This is a genomic window from Micromonospora sp. WMMD1219, from assembly GCF_049315215.1.
GTDB classification, from domain to species: domain Bacteria; phylum Actinomycetota; class Actinomycetes; order Mycobacteriales; family Micromonosporaceae; genus Micromonospora; species Micromonospora tulbaghiae.
Window position 1 is genome coordinate 1,711,864 of the sequence record NZ_CP186057.1, and the last position, 13,118, is coordinate 1,724,981.

Genomic DNA, 13,118 nt, shown 5'->3' on the forward strand with positions numbered 1-13,118 from the left:
TGCCGCCGCCGGTGACTCCTTCTCGACCGGCACCGCCGGCGTCAGCAGTCGAAGACAGACCAGCAGATGTCGTTGCGCAGGCGCTGGTCGTCCAGGACCAGGTCGCGGATCTCCGCCGGGAGCTGGTCGCGCTGCCATCGGCACTCGTCGCGCCCGGCCGCCTCGCCGAGACCGGCGGGCGCCGCCGCGCGTACGGCCTTGATCGCGTACGCGGCGGCGCCGAGTTCGTGGGCGGCCACGTGCGCCACGACGGCGGCCTGACCGGCGGCGTACGCGGCGTTGCGTGCCGCCCCGCGCAGGTCCCGGGCCGCGCCCATGGCGTGCCCGCCGGCCGCGCGCGCCTGCATCATCCTGACCTCGCCCCGCACCCAGGCCCGTGCGTGCTCGATCGCCTCCCGCGGACGCGGATCGTCCGGCCGGACCGCCTCGAACAGCCCGAGGACGTGCTCGGCGCACGTGGCCGCCCAGAGCGCCAGCAGGTGGTGGTGCTCGTCGGTGAGCGTGCCGCCCCGGCGGATCGTGGTGAACCGGGGATCGCGGATCTTCGGCAGGATCACGGCGCGACCTCCGCCCCGGCGTCACCCTGGCGCAGGTCGTGGTCGAGGCTGCTCATCAGCCGGGCGACCCGGCTGCCGCCGCCGGTCACCGGTGGGTAGCGGCGGAGCACGTCGACGAGCACGGGTGTGGCGAGCCGCCGGGATCGTTCCAGCAGCGCCTCGCCGGTGGTCACGTCGCCGCCCGCCTCCAGTTCGGCGACGCGCGCGGCGTTGGCGGCGGCCCGCAGGATGTGGCCGACCTGGGTGGCCTTCGCGATCGGGTGCAGGTACGCGGCCGCCGCGGCGTCACCGGCGGCCCGGGCGGCCAGGCGCGCGGCCTCGGTGGGCGCGGACCGGGCGGCCCGGTGCGCGTCGAGGGACGTGACCCGCTGGAGCTTCGTCCGGGCGGCGCCGCGCGCGAACGTCCAGGCCGCGTCGACAGCCGCACGGGGACGTGGGTCACCGGGAACCGCCCGCTCGTAGACCGGGAGGACGTCCTCCGCGTGCCGGACCGCGTACCGCGCCACCTCGCGCAGCTCGTCCGTCGTCAGGTCGAAGTCCCCGGGCGCTGTCATGTCGCGGGCATCGTATCGGTGATGCTCCGCCGGTACGGGCCCCAGCCGACGAACCTCTCGAACAGCTCGCGCGGGGTCGGCCCGTCGTGTGGATTGAGGCGGAACAGGTCGTGGGTGGCCTCGTGGTAGAGCCCGGACAGGTAGACCGCCAGGTCGACGGGGTGGTCCGCGTACTCGACCTTGAGCAGCAGGCGGGCCTGCGCGCAGGGCCACGGTCCGCCGCAGGCGCGGCAGAGCCAGAGCGGCCGGATCGGCAGGTGGGCCGGGTGGTCCGGCGGGTAGGGGCGGGGCCGATCGGGGTACGGCCCGAGCCGCGGTACGGGAAGGTTCATGCGTGACAGTCTGCTGACGACACCACTACGCTCGGAAGCCGTCGCGGCCGGTCCGGGGAGAGGCCGGGAGACCGGCGGCGGACTGAGGAGGGCGTGTGGAGAACGAGCCGACCGCCGAGCTGATCCGCGCGCAACTGCGGCGACTGCGGCTGCGGGCCGAGCTGAGCCAGGAGGAGTTCGGGAGGCTCGTGCACTTCTCCGGCTCCCAGGTGTCGGCGGTCGAGCTGGGCCACCGGCCGCTCGACCGGTTCTTCCTCGCCCGGGCCGACGAGGTGCTCGGCACCGGCGGGCTGTTGACGTCGCTGCTCAAGCTCGCCGAGCGCGACGGCCAGCCGAGCTGGTTCCGCCCCTGGCTCGAAGCCGAACGCCAGGCGCAGCAGTTGCGCACCTACCAACCGACCCTGGTGCCCGGACTGCTCCAGACCGAGAACTACGCCCGGGCGATGATCCGCACGGACGATCTGATCACGGATGACGAGGTGGAACGGCGGCTCGGGGTGCGGCTGGACCGGCAGTCCATCCTGTCCGACCCGGGTCGCCCGAAGTACATCGCCGTCATCGAGGAGTCCGTCCTGCGCCGCGCCGACGAGGGCTACCGCGGACTCATGGCCGAGCAGATCGCACACCTGGTCGAGTGCGCCGAGCGCCCGCACGTCGACATCCACATCGTGCCGGCCTCGGTCACGATGCACGTCGGCCTGGTCGGACCGTTCGCGCTGGCCCGGGGAACAGACGGCGGCTGGGTCGGCCACCTGGAGAACCAACTCGGCGGCGTCGTGGTCGACAAGGACGAGGACGTGGCTATCCTGCTGTCCAGATGGGAGAGTGTCCGCAGCGAGGCACTACCGCGCCGACAGTCGGTCGAGCTGATGAAGGACGTGATGACCTCGTGGAGCTGACCGGAGCGATCTGGCGGAAGTCCAGCCGCAGCGGCACCCAGGGCGACTGTGTCGAGGTGGCGGACAATCTGGCCGGTGTGGTCGGGGTGCGGGACAGCAAAGACCCGGCCGGACCCGTGCTCACCTTCACGCCCGACGCCTGGCGTGCCTTCGTCCGGGTCAGCGGGAGCCGCGCTCCGCGCTGATCAGCACCGTGTGCTTGCGTACCCGGAAGGCGCCTTCGGCGTCGATGCGGGCCTGGATCGCGGCGCGGGCGGCCGCCTCCTGCGCGGCGGTGAGCGGCCCGATCATGCTGGCGACGTACGCCAGGATCGGCTCCGCGGCGGGCACCACCAGCTCGTCCGGGTAGCGCTCGACCGTCACGTCGTCGAAGTGGGCGGCGACCCGGGCCGGTGTCGCCTCGGCGGTCACGTCGTTCCGGTCGTGGAACCGGACGGCCAGGTCCGGGCGGCCGATCACCGGGCCGAGCGTGTTCAGCTCGGCCATGTGGTCGCGGCCGTTCACGGCGACGGCCAGCCGCCCGCCGGGGCGCAGCACCCGGGCGAACTCGCGCAGCGCGGCGTCCGGGTCGTCCAGGTGGTAGAGCATGCTGTTGGCGATCACCGCGTCGGCGACGCCGGCTCGGAACGGCAGGTACGTGGCGTCGCAGCGCAGCACCCGGGCGTCGGGCACCTCGCGCAGCCGCGCGCACATGGCGGGTGAGAAGTCGGTGAGGGTGAGCCGGCCGCGACGGCCGACCCGGCGCCACAGCTCGCCGGTGCCGGCGCCCACCTCCAGCACGTCCCCGGTCAGCGGCAGCCGTTCGCCCAGCCAGGCGAACCAGCCCTGCGGGTTCGTGCCGTACGAGTGCAGTGCGATGCGGGCGGTCAGGTTGCCGGTGGTCGTCGCGTACTGGCTCACGGCGCGAGCCGACGGAGTGGTGGTCATCCGCCGAATGTAGAGGAAGCCGTTCTCCGGGATCCCCGGTATTAAGCGTTGCTAGCTACCGGTACCTAGTGTTACCTTCTACTGGTACTCAGCGACGCTTAATAGCGAGGGAACGAGGACATGGCCAACCAGATGACGGAGATGCTGAAGGGCACCCTCGAAGGCATCGTCCTGGCGATCCTGGCCCGCCGATCCGCGTACGGCTACGAGATCACCGCCTGGCTGCGCGGCCGCGGATTCTCGGACATCGCGGAAGGCACCATCTACGCGCTGCTCGTCCGCGTCGAGCAACGCGGTTTCGTGGACGTGGAGAAGGTTCCCTCCGAGAAGGGGCCCCCGCGGAAGGTGTATTCGATCAACGCGAAGGGGCGGGAGCAGCTCGCCGAGTTCTGGCGGACGTGGAGCGTCCTCGCGGAACGCATCGACCACCTTCGTGACAACGACGACCGGCACGACGAAGGAGCATGAGCATGGCCGCGAAGTGGATCGAGACGCTCGTCGGATCGCTCGACCAGAAGAAGCAGTACAAGCGGCACATGGCCCGCATGGAGGCCCTGCCGGAACCCCATCGCAGCGCGGCCAAGGCGCTCCAGCGGTACTTCATGTACCAGGGCGGGATCGTCGACGGGAACACACTCGTCGCGATGCTCGGCGACTCCGTGGACCTCTGGGAGCGCGCGGTCGCCGACGACACGCCCGTCCGCGCGATCGTCGGCGACGACCCGGTCGAGTTCGCCGAGACGTTCGTGCAGGCGTACTCCGGGAGGCAGTGGATCGACAAGGAGCGCGAGCGCCTCCGGAAGGCGATCGACGCCGCCGGCGGCCACAGCGGGGAGGAACACTCATGACCACCGCGACGCGCGAACCCGCCATCCGGGCTCGGGGCATCACCAAGTCCTACAAGGACCTGCACGTGCTGCGCGGCGTCGACTTCGAGGTGACGGCCGGGAGCATCTTCGCTCTGCTCGGCTCGAACGGCGCCGGAAAGACCACGCTCGTGCGGATCCTGTCGACGCTGCTCAAGGCGGACACCGGCACCGCGACCGTCCACGGCTTCGACGTCGCTTCGGCTCCCGCCGAGGTACGCAAGTCGATCAGCCTGACCGGCCAGTTCGCCGCCGTCGACGAAGTGCTCACCGGCCGGGAGAACCTGGTCCTGGTCGCGAAGCTCCGCCACCTGAGGAATCCGGGTGCGGTCGCCGACGACATGCTGGCCCGTTTCTCGCTCACCGACGCCGGGAACCGCCGGACGGGGACGTACTCGGGCGGCATGCGCCGGCGGCTGGACATCGCGATGAGTCTCGTCGGCAACCCGCCGGTCGTGTTCCTCGACGAGCCGACCACCGGCCTCGACCCGCAGGCCCGCATCGAGGTCTGGCGGACCGTGCGGCAGCTCGCCGAGGACGGCACCACCATCCTGCTCACCACCCAGTACCTCGACGAGGCCGAGCAACTGGCCGACCGGATCGCGATCCTGCACGAGGGAACGATCATCCAAAACGGCACTCTCGCCGAACTGAAGCGGCTCCTCCCGACCGCGAAGGTCGAGTACGTCGAGAAGCAGCCGACCCTTGAGGACGTCTTCCTCGCCCTCGTGGGCCACACCGCCGAGGCCGCCGACAAGGCAGCCGTGCCCGCAGGAGAGGAATCCCGATGACCACCCACGTCCTCAGCGACACCGGAACCCTCACCGGCCGCTCCCTGCGGCACATCCTCCGCAGCCCGGACACCATCATCACCACGGCGGTCACCCCCGTCGCGCTGATGCTGCTCTTCGTGTACGTGCTCGGTGGAGCCATCAACACCGGATCCGGCGAGTCGTACATCAACTACATGCTGCCGGGCATCCTCCTCATCACGATCGCGTCCGGCATCGCCTACACGGCGTACCGCCTGTTCCTCGACATGCAGGGCGGCATCTTCGAGCGCTTCCAGTCGATGCCGATCCCGCGGCCCTCAGTTCTCTGGGCGCATGTCCTGACCTCGCTCGTCGCCAACCTGGCCTCGCTCGTGATCGTCACGGGCGTCGCCCTGATCATGGGATTCCGGACGGGCGCATCGGTGGTCGGCTGGCTCGCCGCAGCCGGCATCCTGATCCTGTTCACCCTCGCCCTGACCTGGGTCGCCGTCATCGCGGGCCTGTCCGCCAAGACCGTCGACGGCGCGAGCGCCTTCAGCTACCCGCTGATCTTCCTGCCCTTCATCAGCTCGGCGTTCGTCCCCACCGACTCGATGCCCGGCCCGGTCGCCTGGTTCGCCGACAACCAGCCGGTGACATCGATCGTGAACACCCTCCGCGCGCTCTTCGCTCAGCAACCCGTCGGCAACGACGTCTGGATCGCGCTCGCCTGGTGCGCCGGCCTGCTCCTGGCCGCCTACGCCGCCGCGACGGCGATCTACCGCACCAAGGTCAGCTAGCCGGCCGTGGGAGCCGGTCACCCGTCACAGGTAGAGGCAGAACGGGTGACCGGCCGGGTCGAGGTGCACCCGGACGTCGTCCTGCGGCTGGAAGTCGGCCACCGTCGCGCCCACCGACACCGCGTACGCCGAGGCGGCCTCCAGGTCGTCGACCTTGATGTCCAGGTGGGTCATCATCGGCGGGTCGCCGGGCCCGGCGGGCCAAACGGGGCGCACGTAGGCCGGCTCGTCCTGGAAGGCCAGCCAGGTGCCGCCGGCCGGCGGGGCCAGCACCACCCAGTCGGGCTCGTCCTCGCGGCGGGACCAGCCGAGCAGCCGCTCGTAGAACGCGGCCAGGTCCTGTGCGGACGGTGCGTCGAGCACGAAACTGCTCAGTTCCAACGTCGGTCGATCCACCATGCCGCCCTTCCTACCCCGACCCTGCGACAACCTCACCCGGCACGGCGCGGAAAGGGATCGCCCGGTCGTCCGCTCGCGCCATAGGCTGCGGCAATGCTGCTGCGCATGTCGACCCTGCTGCTCCGGACCCTGCGCGAGGACCCGGCCGACGCGGAGGTGCCGAGCCACCGGCTGCTGCTGCGCGCCGGTTACGTCCGCCGGGCCGCGCCGGGCGGCTACACCTGGCTGCCGCTGGGCAAGCTCGTCCTGGACCGGATCACCGCGATCGTGCGGGACGAGATGACCGCGATCGGCGACCAGGAGGTGCACTTCCCGGCGCTGCTCCCGGCCGAGCCGTACCGGACCAGCGGGCGGTGGACCGAGTACGGGGACGACATCTTCACGCTCGCCGACCGCAAGGGCGCCGAGCACCTGCTCGCGCCGACCCACGAGGAACTGGCCGCGCTGCTGGTGAAGGACCTGTTCACCTCGTACCGGGACTTCCCGGTGACGCTGTTCCAGATCCAGACCAAGTTCCGCGACGAGGCGCGGCCCCGGGCCGGTCTGCTGCGCGGGCGCGAGTTCCTGATGAAGGACGCCTACTCGTTCGACCTGGACGAGGCCGGGCTCCAGGCGGCGTACGACCGGCACCGGGCGGCCTACGCGCGCGTCTTCACCCGGCTCGGGCTGGACTTCACCACCGTCCACGCGATGTCCGGCGCGATGGGTGGGTCCGCGTCGGAGGAGTTCCTGGCCGCCACGCCCGTCGGCGAGGACACGTTCGTCGGCTGCACCGCCTGCGACTACGCGGCGAACACCGAGGCGGTGGTGACCCGCGCCCCGGCCGCCGGTGACCCGGACGCGCACCCGTCCGCCGAGGTGCACGACACCCCGGAGACGCCGACCATCGCCGCCCTGGTCGAGCTGGCCGAGGCCCGGAAACTGGGCGGGCGCACCGGCTGGACCGCCGCCGACACGTTGAAGAACGTGGTCCTCACCGTCCGCCGGCCCGGCGTCGAACAGGGCGAGCCGCTGGTGATCGGCCTGCCCGGCGACCGCGAGGTGGACCTCAAGCGGGTCGAGGCGGTGCTGGCCCCGGCCACGGTGGCGGTCTTCGAGGACTGGGACGCCCACCCGGAACTGGTCCGCGGCTACATCGGGCCGCAGATCCTGGCCAAGCACGGCATCCGCTACCTGGTCGACCCGCGCGTGGTGCCCGGCACCGCGTGGCTGACCGGGGCGAACGAGCCGGGCCGGCACGCCACCGACGTGGTGTGCGGGCGCGACTTCGTCCCGGACGGCACGATCGAGGCCGCCGAGGTGCGGCCCGGCGACCCCTGCCCGGCCTGCGCCGACGGCGAGCTGACGATCCGGCGGGGCATCGAGGTCGGGCACATCTTCCAACTCGGACGCCGGTACGCCGACGCCTTCGCGGTCGACGTGCTCGGCCCCCAGGGCAAGCCGGTCCGGCCCACCATGGGCTGCTACGGCATCGGTGTGTCCCGGGCGGTCGCCGCCGTGGCCGAACAGCACCACGACGACCATGGGCTGGTCTGGCCGGCCGCTGTCGCGCCGTGTGACGTACACCTGATCGCCGCCGGGAAGGGGCCGCAGCTCGACGCGGCGCTCGACCTCGGCGGGCGCCTCGCCGCCGGCGGCCTGCGGGTGCTGGTCGACGACCGCACGCACGTGTCGGCCGGGGTGAAGTTCACCGACGCCGAGCTGATCGGCATCCCGCGCGCCGTCGTGGTCGGCCGCCGCCTGGCCGAGGGGTACGTGGAACTGCGCGACCGGGCCACCGGCGAGCGCATTGAACTGCCGGTGGAGGCCATCGTGGATCGCCTGCGCGACGAGGTGGACGCGACGCGCCGCGACGGGGTGTAGCGAGCGCGCCACCGGGTACCGCAGACGGATCGACCGAAGCTTTCGGAGGCTCTCATGTTCCGCGTCAGTGACGTGATGACCAGGCAGGTGGTCTACCTCTCGGCGGAGACCCCGTTGGACGAGGCGGCCCGCGTGATGAAGGAGTCGGACATCGGCGACGTGGTGGTGACCGACGGCGCCACGCTCGCCGGCATGCTGACCGACCGCGACATCGTGGTCCGGGCGGTCGCCGAGCGCGCCGACCCCGGCACCACCACGATCGGCTCGATCATCACCCGCGAGGTGGTGATGATCGAGCAGCACTGCACGGCGAACGAGGCGGCGGCGCTGATGCGCGAGCGCAACATCCGCCGGGTGCTCGTGTGCGACAGCGACCGCAAGCTCGTCGGCATCGTCTCCCTCGGCGACCTCGCCATGCAGCTCGACCCCCAGTCGGCGCTCAGCGACATCAGCGAGGCCGCACCGAACGCGTGAGGGCGGGGCCCCGCACGTACGGTGGGGCCCCGACCGGCACCGCCGGGTGGCGACGCGCGGCGGCGGATAGCCTCGACCCATGCCCGAGATGCCGACCAAGCTGGCCGAGATCGTCGACGAGTTCGCCGCCGCGCCCCGCGACGTCGTCCTGGAGATGCTGCTGGAGTTCGCCGACGTGATCCCGCCCCTGCCCGAGGGCGTGAACCGGGAGGAGCTGGAGCAGGTCCCCGAGTGCCAGACCGCGTTCTTCCTGCGTGCCGAGGTGAACGCGGACAAGACCGTGAGCACCGTCTTCGACTGCCCGCCGGAGGCGCCCACCACCCGGGCGTTCGCCGGCATCCTCGCCGAAGGGCTGGCCGGGGCGAGCGCCGAGGAGGTGCTGGCCGTACCGGACGACCTCTACCAGCGGATGGGCCTGGCCCAGGCGATCAGCCCGCTGCGGGTGCGCGGCGGCACCGCCATCCTGGCCCGGCTCAAGCGGCAGGTCCGGGAACAGATCTCCTGACCCGCGGGTTGTCGCTGGTCATGGACATCGAGATCTACGCCGACGTGGTCTGCCCCTGGTGCTGGATCGGCAAGCGCCGGCTGGAACAGGCCCTGGAGTCGTACGACGGCGAGGTGACCGTCCGGTTCCGGCCGTTCCAGCTGGACCCGACGCCGGTCACCGAGCCGAAGCCGCTGCTGGAGGCGCTCGGCGACAAGTTCGGCGGACGGGACAAGGCCGAGGGCATGGCCGCGCACGTGACGGGCGTCGCCGCGGGCGCGGGCCTCGACCTGCGGTTCGACCGCGCGGTGGCCGCGAACACGTTCGACGCGCACCGGCTGGTGCGGTTCGCCACCGAGCACGGGCGCTCCGCCGAGATGGTCGAGCGGCTCTACCGGGCGCACTTCCACGACGGCGTCGACGTCGGCTCGATCGACGCGCTCGTCACGCTGGCCGGTGAGGCCGGGCTGGACGAGACCGAGGCGCGGCAGTACCTGGAGTCGAACCTGGGCCGCCGGGAGGTCGCCGCCGACCTGAGCACCGCCCACCAGCTCGGCGTCTCCAGCGTGCCGACGTTCGTGCTGGCCGGGAAGTACGCGGTCACCGGCGCCCAGGAGCCGGAGACGCTGCTCGCCGCGCTGCGCGAGGTGGAGCAGCGCGAAGCGGCAGCCTGATGTTTCACGTGGAACAAGATCGATGCGGATGAGGACCTAGGCCGGTTTGGCCAGGTCCTCCACCACCCTCGCCCCGGGCAGCGCACCCAGCGCCGGCCCGGGCAGGGCGATCTTGCTGTGCCGTACGCCCGACCCGATGATCACGTGCGGCGTGGCGATCACCCGGGAGTCGACGAGGATCGGCCAGTCCGCCGGCAGGCCGATCGGCGTGATCCCGCCGTACTCCATGCCGCTCAACTCGACCGCCTCGGCCATCGGCGCGAAGCTCGCCTTGCGCACGTCGAGCAGCTTGCGGACCACGCCGTTCACGTCGGCGCGGGTGGTGGCGAGCACGACGCAGGCGGCGTACCGGGTCTCGCCGCTGCGCTTACCGGCGACCACCACGCAGTTGGCCGACTCCTCCAGCCCCACCTCGTACGCCTCGCAGAAGGCAGCGGTGTCGGCCAGGTCGGCGTCGATCGGGGCGACCAGCACGTCGTCCACGTCCACCGGGGCCTCGCCCGGCCACGCCTGCACCACGGCGGCGACCGGCGGGGCCAGCAGGTCGAGCCGTGTCCGGGCCGGCTCCGTCTTCAGCGTCCCCATCATGCCGCGATCCTCGCACCCGCCCGGCGGATCGACCCGCCGGACCCCGCCCGCGCCCTTCAGTTGGGATTGCTGAGGAAGGCGTTCTCCTGGGCGAAGTCCCGGTTCTCGGTGGTGGTGAGCTGCCGGCGGCGCAGCACCTCGGGACGGTTCGCCTCGGCGTCCTCGATGCCGTGCCGGACGCCGACCCGGATCACGCCGTAGAGGAAGACGAAACCGAAGACGTACAGGACCACTGTGGCGACGAAGACCAGCATGCGGTCACCGTAGGCCGGTGCGGACCCGACCGGTTCTCACCTTCCGCCGGTTCCCCCGTACGTGTCCGCGAGGTAGTCGGCCCAGGTCCGGGTGCCGGTCGGCGTGGCGGTCGTGGTGAGACCACCCGCGCGCAGCTCCCGCCCGAGCCGGCCGGGAATCCGGACCGGCAGCAGCGGACGGCGTACCCGCCGGGCCGCGAGCCAGGTACGCGCCGCCTCGTCGAAGCGCAGCACCTCCGGTCCGCCGAAGTCCTCCACCCGGTTCGACGGTCCGGCCAGCAGCAGGACCGCGAGCCGGTCCGCCACCTCACCGGGGTCGACCGGCTGGGCGAGCACCGCCCGGTCCCCGATCACCGGGCCGAGGCGGCTCGCGCCGCTCAGCAGCCCGGCCAGGAACTCCGGGAACTGGGTCGCCCGCAGCACGCTCCACGGCACCGGCCCGGCGGCCACCACCTGCTCGGCCGCGAGCTTGTGCCGGTAGTAGCCGAGCGGCACCCGGTCGACGCCGACGATCGACACGAAGACCAGGTGACGCACCCCGGCGTGACCGGCGGCCACGGCGAGCCGGCGGGTGCCGAGCACGTCGATGTCGTGGGTGCGCCGCTGCGGCGACGAGGCCAGGTGCAGCACCGCGTCCACTCCGGCGACCGCCTCCGCCAGCCCTGCGCCGGTGGCCAGGTCGGCGGTGACCCACTCGACCCCGTCTCCGGTACGCGGCCGGCGACTGGCCGCCCGGAGCGTGAAGCCCTCGTCCCGCAGCCGCGGTACCGCCACCCGCCCGAGCCGCCCGGTCGCCCCGGTCACCAGCACCCGCATCGCCACTCCTCCCGCTCACGCGCAGCCGCCACACCGCGGCTCCCCGGTGGGACGGAACGCCGACCCGGATCGTGACAGCCGCCCGCTCGGCAGCCCTCCACCCGATCCTGCGCCATCCGACGGCCCGCCCGGCCCGGATCACCCCACCTCAGCCCGCACCCCACCCCCTCGGCCCCTCCGCTCCCCTCGCCCTCCCGGTTGATCAAGGAGTTTGTGTCGGACGGCGGCCCGGAATCTCACCCGAACTCCTTGATCAACCGGGAGGGCGGGACAGGGAGCAGGGGTAACGGGTGGGCCGGTCGGGCTCCGGGCGGTCAGGTGGCCGGGGGGCGGGGCGGTTACATGGCGGGGCGGGGGGAGACTCGACCGGCCAGAACCAGGCCGAGCAGGGCGCAGGCGGCTGCGACGCCCAGCGTGGTGGCGTAGCCGGCCGGGCCGGGGGACGAACCGGCGGCCAGGACCGCGCCGGTGAGCGCCAGCACCGTGGCGGCGGCGAGCGAGTCGCCCAGTTGCAGCGCGGAACTGTTGCGGCCCTGCTCGGCCGGGGCGGACTGCTCCAGGGTGAGCACCGACAGCGACGGATAGAGCAGGCCCATGCCCAGCCCGGCCACCGACCAGCTCAGCACGGCCGGCAGCACCGGCAGTCCGGGCACCAGCGCAGACGCCACGCCCGCCGTACCGATGGTGATGCAGGCCAGCCCGGCCCGGGGCAGCGTCGCCGCCGAACGGGGTGAGCCGATCCGGCCCTGGATCCACGAGCCCACCGACCAGGACAGCGCACCGACGGTCAGCACCAGGCCGGCGCCGGTGGGCGAGAAACCACGCTCCCGGGACAGCATCAGCGGGATCACCACCTCGGCGGCCACGAACGCCGCCGACGCCAGCGCGCGCAGCCCGATCACCGTCGGCAGTCCCCGTGCCGCGCGCAGGAAACCGGCCGGCAGCAGGTGCGGCACGCAGACGAACAGCCCGGCCAGCGCCCCGGCGATCAGTGCGGCGGCGAGCACGCCGCGCTGCTGCCCCCCGTAGTGCAGCAGTGCGGCGCTCGCCCCCGCCCCGCAGGCCCAGCCGATCCGGGCCAGGGCACCCGCCGGCGGCCGGGTCGCCACGGTGGCGGTCAGCGCCCGCAGACCCGGCTGGACCAGCAGCGCCGCCGGGATCGCCACCGCCGGCACCGCGAGGAACACCCACCGCCAGCCCAGATGTTCCACGATCAGCCCGGCCAGTGCCGGACCGACGAGCGACGGCACCACCCACGCCGCGGCGAACGCGGCGAAGATCCGACGCCGCAACTGCTCCGGGTACGCCTGGCCGACGACCACGTAGAGCGCCACCGAGACCAGTCCGGAGCCGAAGCCCTGCACCACCCGCCCGACGACCAGCACCTCCATCGTCGTGGCGGCACCGGCCACCACCAGGCCGGCGACGAACCAGACGACCCCGTGCCACATGGCCGGGCGTGGCCCGCGCGCGTCGCACCAGATACCGGAGGCGACCATCGCCACCACGCCGGAGGCGAACGAGCCGCCGAACGCCAGCGCGTACAGGCCGAGCCCGTCGAGGCTGCGCGCCACTGTCGGCATGGCGGTGCCCACCGCCAGCGCCTCGAACGCGAGCAGGGACACCAGGGCGACGCTGCCCACCGTCATCGCCCGCAGGCGCGGCGACCACAGGTCGACGGGTGGATCAGCCGGTACGGCGGTGGTGCTGGTCATGGCGTTCAGCCTCGGACCTCACCCCCGGTTGAGGTCAACTGTGTCGCGCGTCTCGTCCCGCGCGGCAACGGCGGGCCGACGCCGGAAACTTCTGCCGTCGGGGTGGCATAACGGACGCCGCGCCGGGAAGTCGGGCCGCCGGGACGAGACCGGGAGGCGAGATG

19 protein-coding genes are annotated in these 13,118 nt (G+C 72.6%); 10 read left to right on the plus strand and 9 right to left on the minus strand.

Going from position 1 to position 13,118, the window contains the following annotated elements; translation table 11 throughout:
- Positions 1 to 41: 41 nt before the first annotated feature.
- The 3 genes from ACN27C_RS08260 to ACN27C_RS08270 are packed head-to-tail and all read right to left on the minus strand — an operon-like array spanning position 42 to position 1,443.
- Positions 42 to 557, minus strand: coding sequence for a putative immunity protein (locus ACN27C_RS08260; protein WP_120572479.1), 516 nt, complete (start codon positions 555 to 557; stop codon positions 42 to 44).
- A complete protein-coding gene (locus ACN27C_RS08265; RefSeq protein WP_422750848.1) occupies positions 554 to 1,111 on the minus strand; it encodes a putative immunity protein in 558 nt (185 codons plus the stop codon). The genes ACN27C_RS08260 and ACN27C_RS08265 overlap by 4 nt, the downstream gene beginning before the upstream one ends.
- Positions 1,108 to 1,443: a hypothetical protein gene (locus ACN27C_RS08270; protein ID WP_252451212.1), complete on the minus strand. Its 336-nt coding sequence runs from the start codon at positions 1,441 to 1,443 to the stop codon at positions 1,108 to 1,110. The genes ACN27C_RS08265 and ACN27C_RS08270 overlap by 4 nt, the downstream gene beginning before the upstream one ends.
- A 95-nt stretch (positions 1,444 to 1,538) precedes the next feature.
- On the opposite strand from ACN27C_RS08270, the gene ACN27C_RS08275 reads away from it, so the two are divergent.
- Complete coding sequence (locus tag ACN27C_RS08275) at positions 1,539 to 2,342, plus strand: DUF5753 domain-containing protein (protein ID WP_357898420.1); 804 nt, start codon at positions 1,539 to 1,541, stop codon at positions 2,340 to 2,342.
- A complete protein-coding gene (locus ACN27C_RS08280; RefSeq protein ID WP_364811130.1) occupies positions 2,333 to 2,527 on the plus strand; it encodes a DUF397 domain-containing protein in 195 nt (64 codons plus the stop codon). The genes ACN27C_RS08275 and ACN27C_RS08280 overlap by 10 nt, the downstream gene beginning before the upstream one ends.
- On the opposite strand, the gene ACN27C_RS08285 is transcribed toward ACN27C_RS08280, so the two are convergent.
- Positions 2,502 to 3,269: a class I SAM-dependent methyltransferase gene (locus ACN27C_RS08285; RefSeq protein ID WP_422750849.1), complete on the minus strand. Its 768-nt coding sequence runs from the start codon at positions 3,267 to 3,269 to the stop codon at positions 2,502 to 2,504. The genes ACN27C_RS08280 and ACN27C_RS08285 overlap by 26 nt on opposite strands.
- 120 nt (positions 3,270 to 3,389) lie before the next feature.
- On the opposite strand from ACN27C_RS08285, the gene ACN27C_RS08290 reads away from it, so the two are divergent.
- From ACN27C_RS08290 to ACN27C_RS08305, 4 genes are read left to right on the plus strand one after another with little or no spacing between them, the layout of a single operon-like run.
- The gene (locus ACN27C_RS08290) at positions 3,390 to 3,737 is read left to right on the plus strand and encodes a PadR family transcriptional regulator (protein WP_422750850.1); all 348 of its coding nucleotides are present in this window, start codon (positions 3,390 to 3,392) and stop codon (positions 3,735 to 3,737) included.
- A gap of 2 nt (positions 3,738 to 3,739) precedes the next feature.
- The gene (locus ACN27C_RS08295) at positions 3,740 to 4,117 is read left to right on the plus strand and encodes a DUF1048 domain-containing protein (protein WP_422750851.1); all 378 of its coding nucleotides are present in this window, start codon (positions 3,740 to 3,742) and stop codon (positions 4,115 to 4,117) included.
- The gene (locus ACN27C_RS08300; RefSeq protein WP_422750852.1) at positions 4,114 to 4,926 is read left to right on the plus strand and encodes an ABC transporter ATP-binding protein; all 813 of its coding nucleotides are present in this window, start codon (positions 4,114 to 4,116) and stop codon (positions 4,924 to 4,926) included. The genes ACN27C_RS08295 and ACN27C_RS08300 overlap by 4 nt, the downstream gene beginning before the upstream one ends.
- The gene (locus ACN27C_RS08305) at positions 4,923 to 5,687 is read left to right on the plus strand and encodes an ABC transporter permease (RefSeq protein ID WP_121685754.1); all 765 of its coding nucleotides are present in this window, start codon (positions 4,923 to 4,925) and stop codon (positions 5,685 to 5,687) included. The genes ACN27C_RS08300 and ACN27C_RS08305 overlap by 4 nt, the downstream gene beginning before the upstream one ends.
- Before the next feature lie 24 nt (positions 5,688 to 5,711).
- On the opposite strand, the gene ACN27C_RS08310 is transcribed toward ACN27C_RS08305, so the two are convergent.
- A complete protein-coding gene (locus ACN27C_RS08310) occupies positions 5,712 to 6,086 on the minus strand; it encodes a VOC family protein (protein WP_120572487.1) in 375 nt (124 codons plus the stop codon).
- Between the two features lie 93 nt (positions 6,087 to 6,179).
- Between ACN27C_RS08310 and ACN27C_RS08315 the strand changes: the two genes are divergently transcribed.
- The 4 genes from ACN27C_RS08315 (at position 6,180) to ACN27C_RS08330 (ending at position 9,581) form a co-directional block, all read left to right on the plus strand.
- Positions 6,180 to 7,949, plus strand: a complete 1,770-nt coding sequence (locus tag ACN27C_RS08315) for a proline--tRNA ligase (protein ID WP_422750853.1) — start codon at positions 6,180 to 6,182, stop codon at positions 7,947 to 7,949.
- Between the two features lie 54 nt (positions 7,950 to 8,003).
- Positions 8,004 to 8,423 carry a CBS domain-containing protein gene (locus tag ACN27C_RS08320; RefSeq protein ID WP_120572489.1) on the plus strand — a complete coding sequence of 140 codons (420 nt, stop codon included), beginning with the start codon at positions 8,004 to 8,006 and terminating at the stop codon, positions 8,421 to 8,423.
- Positions 8,424 to 8,502: 79 nt separating this feature from the next.
- Positions 8,503 to 8,928, plus strand: a complete 426-nt coding sequence (locus ACN27C_RS08325) for a SufE family protein (protein ID WP_013283255.1) — start codon at positions 8,503 to 8,505, stop codon at positions 8,926 to 8,928.
- 20 nt (positions 8,929 to 8,948) lie between these two features.
- On the plus strand, positions 8,949 to 9,581 hold the full coding sequence (locus tag ACN27C_RS08330) for a DsbA family oxidoreductase (RefSeq protein WP_121685758.1): 633 nt from the start codon (positions 8,949 to 8,951) through the stop codon (positions 9,579 to 9,581).
- Between the two features lie 36 nt (positions 9,582 to 9,617).
- Here ACN27C_RS08330 and ACN27C_RS08335 read toward each other — a convergent pair whose 3' ends face one another.
- The 4 genes from ACN27C_RS08335 to ACN27C_RS08350 form a co-directional block, all read right to left on the minus strand.
- A complete protein-coding gene (locus tag ACN27C_RS08335) occupies positions 9,618 to 10,166 on the minus strand; it encodes a YbaK/EbsC family protein (RefSeq protein ID WP_422751594.1) in 549 nt (182 codons plus the stop codon).
- A 59-nt stretch (positions 10,167 to 10,225) separates the two neighbouring features.
- Positions 10,226 to 10,423: a hypothetical protein gene (locus tag ACN27C_RS08340; protein WP_421499226.1), complete on the minus strand. Its 198-nt coding sequence runs from the start codon at positions 10,421 to 10,423 to the stop codon at positions 10,226 to 10,228.
- Between the two features lie 36 nt (positions 10,424 to 10,459).
- The gene (locus ACN27C_RS08345; protein WP_121685756.1) at positions 10,460 to 11,239 is read right to left on the minus strand and encodes an SDR family oxidoreductase; all 780 of its coding nucleotides are present in this window, start codon (positions 11,237 to 11,239) and stop codon (positions 10,460 to 10,462) included.
- A 338-nt stretch (positions 11,240 to 11,577) separates the two neighbouring features.
- The gene (locus ACN27C_RS08350; protein WP_422750854.1) at positions 11,578 to 12,954 is read right to left on the minus strand and encodes an MFS transporter; all 1,377 of its coding nucleotides are present in this window, start codon (positions 12,952 to 12,954) and stop codon (positions 11,578 to 11,580) included.
- Positions 12,955 to 13,118 lie beyond the last annotated feature (164 nt).

Excerpts from the sequence above, each read along its gene's own strand:
- ACN27C_RS08265 (WP_422750848.1), bottom strand. The coding sequence starts at position 1,111 with ATGACAGCGCCCGGGGACTTCGACCTGACGACGGACGAGCTGCGCGAG.
- ACN27C_RS08270 (WP_252451212.1), bottom strand. The coding sequence starts at position 1,443 with ATGAACCTTCCCGTACCGCGGCTCGGGCCGTACCCCGATCGGCCCCGC.
- ACN27C_RS08285 (WP_422750849.1), bottom strand. The coding sequence starts at position 3,269 with ATGACCACCACTCCGTCGGCTCGCGCCGTGAGCCAGTACGCGACGACC.
- ACN27C_RS08290 (WP_422750850.1), top strand. The coding sequence starts at position 3,390 with ATGGCCAACCAGATGACGGAGATGCTGAAGGGCACCCTCGAAGGCATC.
- ACN27C_RS08295 (WP_422750851.1), top strand. The coding sequence starts at position 3,740 with ATGGCCGCGAAGTGGATCGAGACGCTCGTCGGATCGCTCGACCAGAAG.
- ACN27C_RS08300 (WP_422750852.1), top strand. The coding sequence starts at position 4,114 with ATGACCACCGCGACGCGCGAACCCGCCATCCGGGCTCGGGGCATCACC.
- ACN27C_RS08305 (WP_121685754.1), top strand. The coding sequence starts at position 4,923 with ATGACCACCCACGTCCTCAGCGACACCGGAACCCTCACCGGCCGCTCC.
- ACN27C_RS08310 (WP_120572487.1), bottom strand. The coding sequence starts at position 6,086 with ATGGTGGATCGACCGACGTTGGAACTGAGCAGTTTCGTGCTCGACGCA.
- ACN27C_RS08315 (WP_422750853.1), top strand. The coding sequence starts at position 6,180 with ATGCTGCTGCGCATGTCGACCCTGCTGCTCCGGACCCTGCGCGAGGAC.
- ACN27C_RS08320 (WP_120572489.1), top strand. The coding sequence starts at position 8,004 with ATGTTCCGCGTCAGTGACGTGATGACCAGGCAGGTGGTCTACCTCTCG.
- ACN27C_RS08325 (WP_013283255.1), top strand. The coding sequence starts at position 8,503 with ATGCCCGAGATGCCGACCAAGCTGGCCGAGATCGTCGACGAGTTCGCC.
- ACN27C_RS08330 (WP_121685758.1), top strand. The coding sequence starts at position 8,949 with ATGGACATCGAGATCTACGCCGACGTGGTCTGCCCCTGGTGCTGGATC.
- ACN27C_RS08335 (WP_422751594.1), bottom strand. The coding sequence starts at position 10,166 with ATGGGGACGCTGAAGACGGAGCCGGCCCGGACACGGCTCGACCTGCTG.
- ACN27C_RS08340 (WP_421499226.1), bottom strand. The coding sequence starts at position 10,423 with ATGCTGGTCTTCGTCGCCACAGTGGTCCTGTACGTCTTCGGTTTCGTC.
- ACN27C_RS08345 (WP_121685756.1), bottom strand. The coding sequence starts at position 11,239 with ATGCGGGTGCTGGTGACCGGGGCGACCGGGCGGCTCGGGCGGGTGGCG.
- ACN27C_RS08350 (WP_422750854.1), bottom strand. The coding sequence starts at position 12,954 with ATGACCAGCACCACCGCCGTACCGGCTGATCCACCCGTCGACCTGTGG.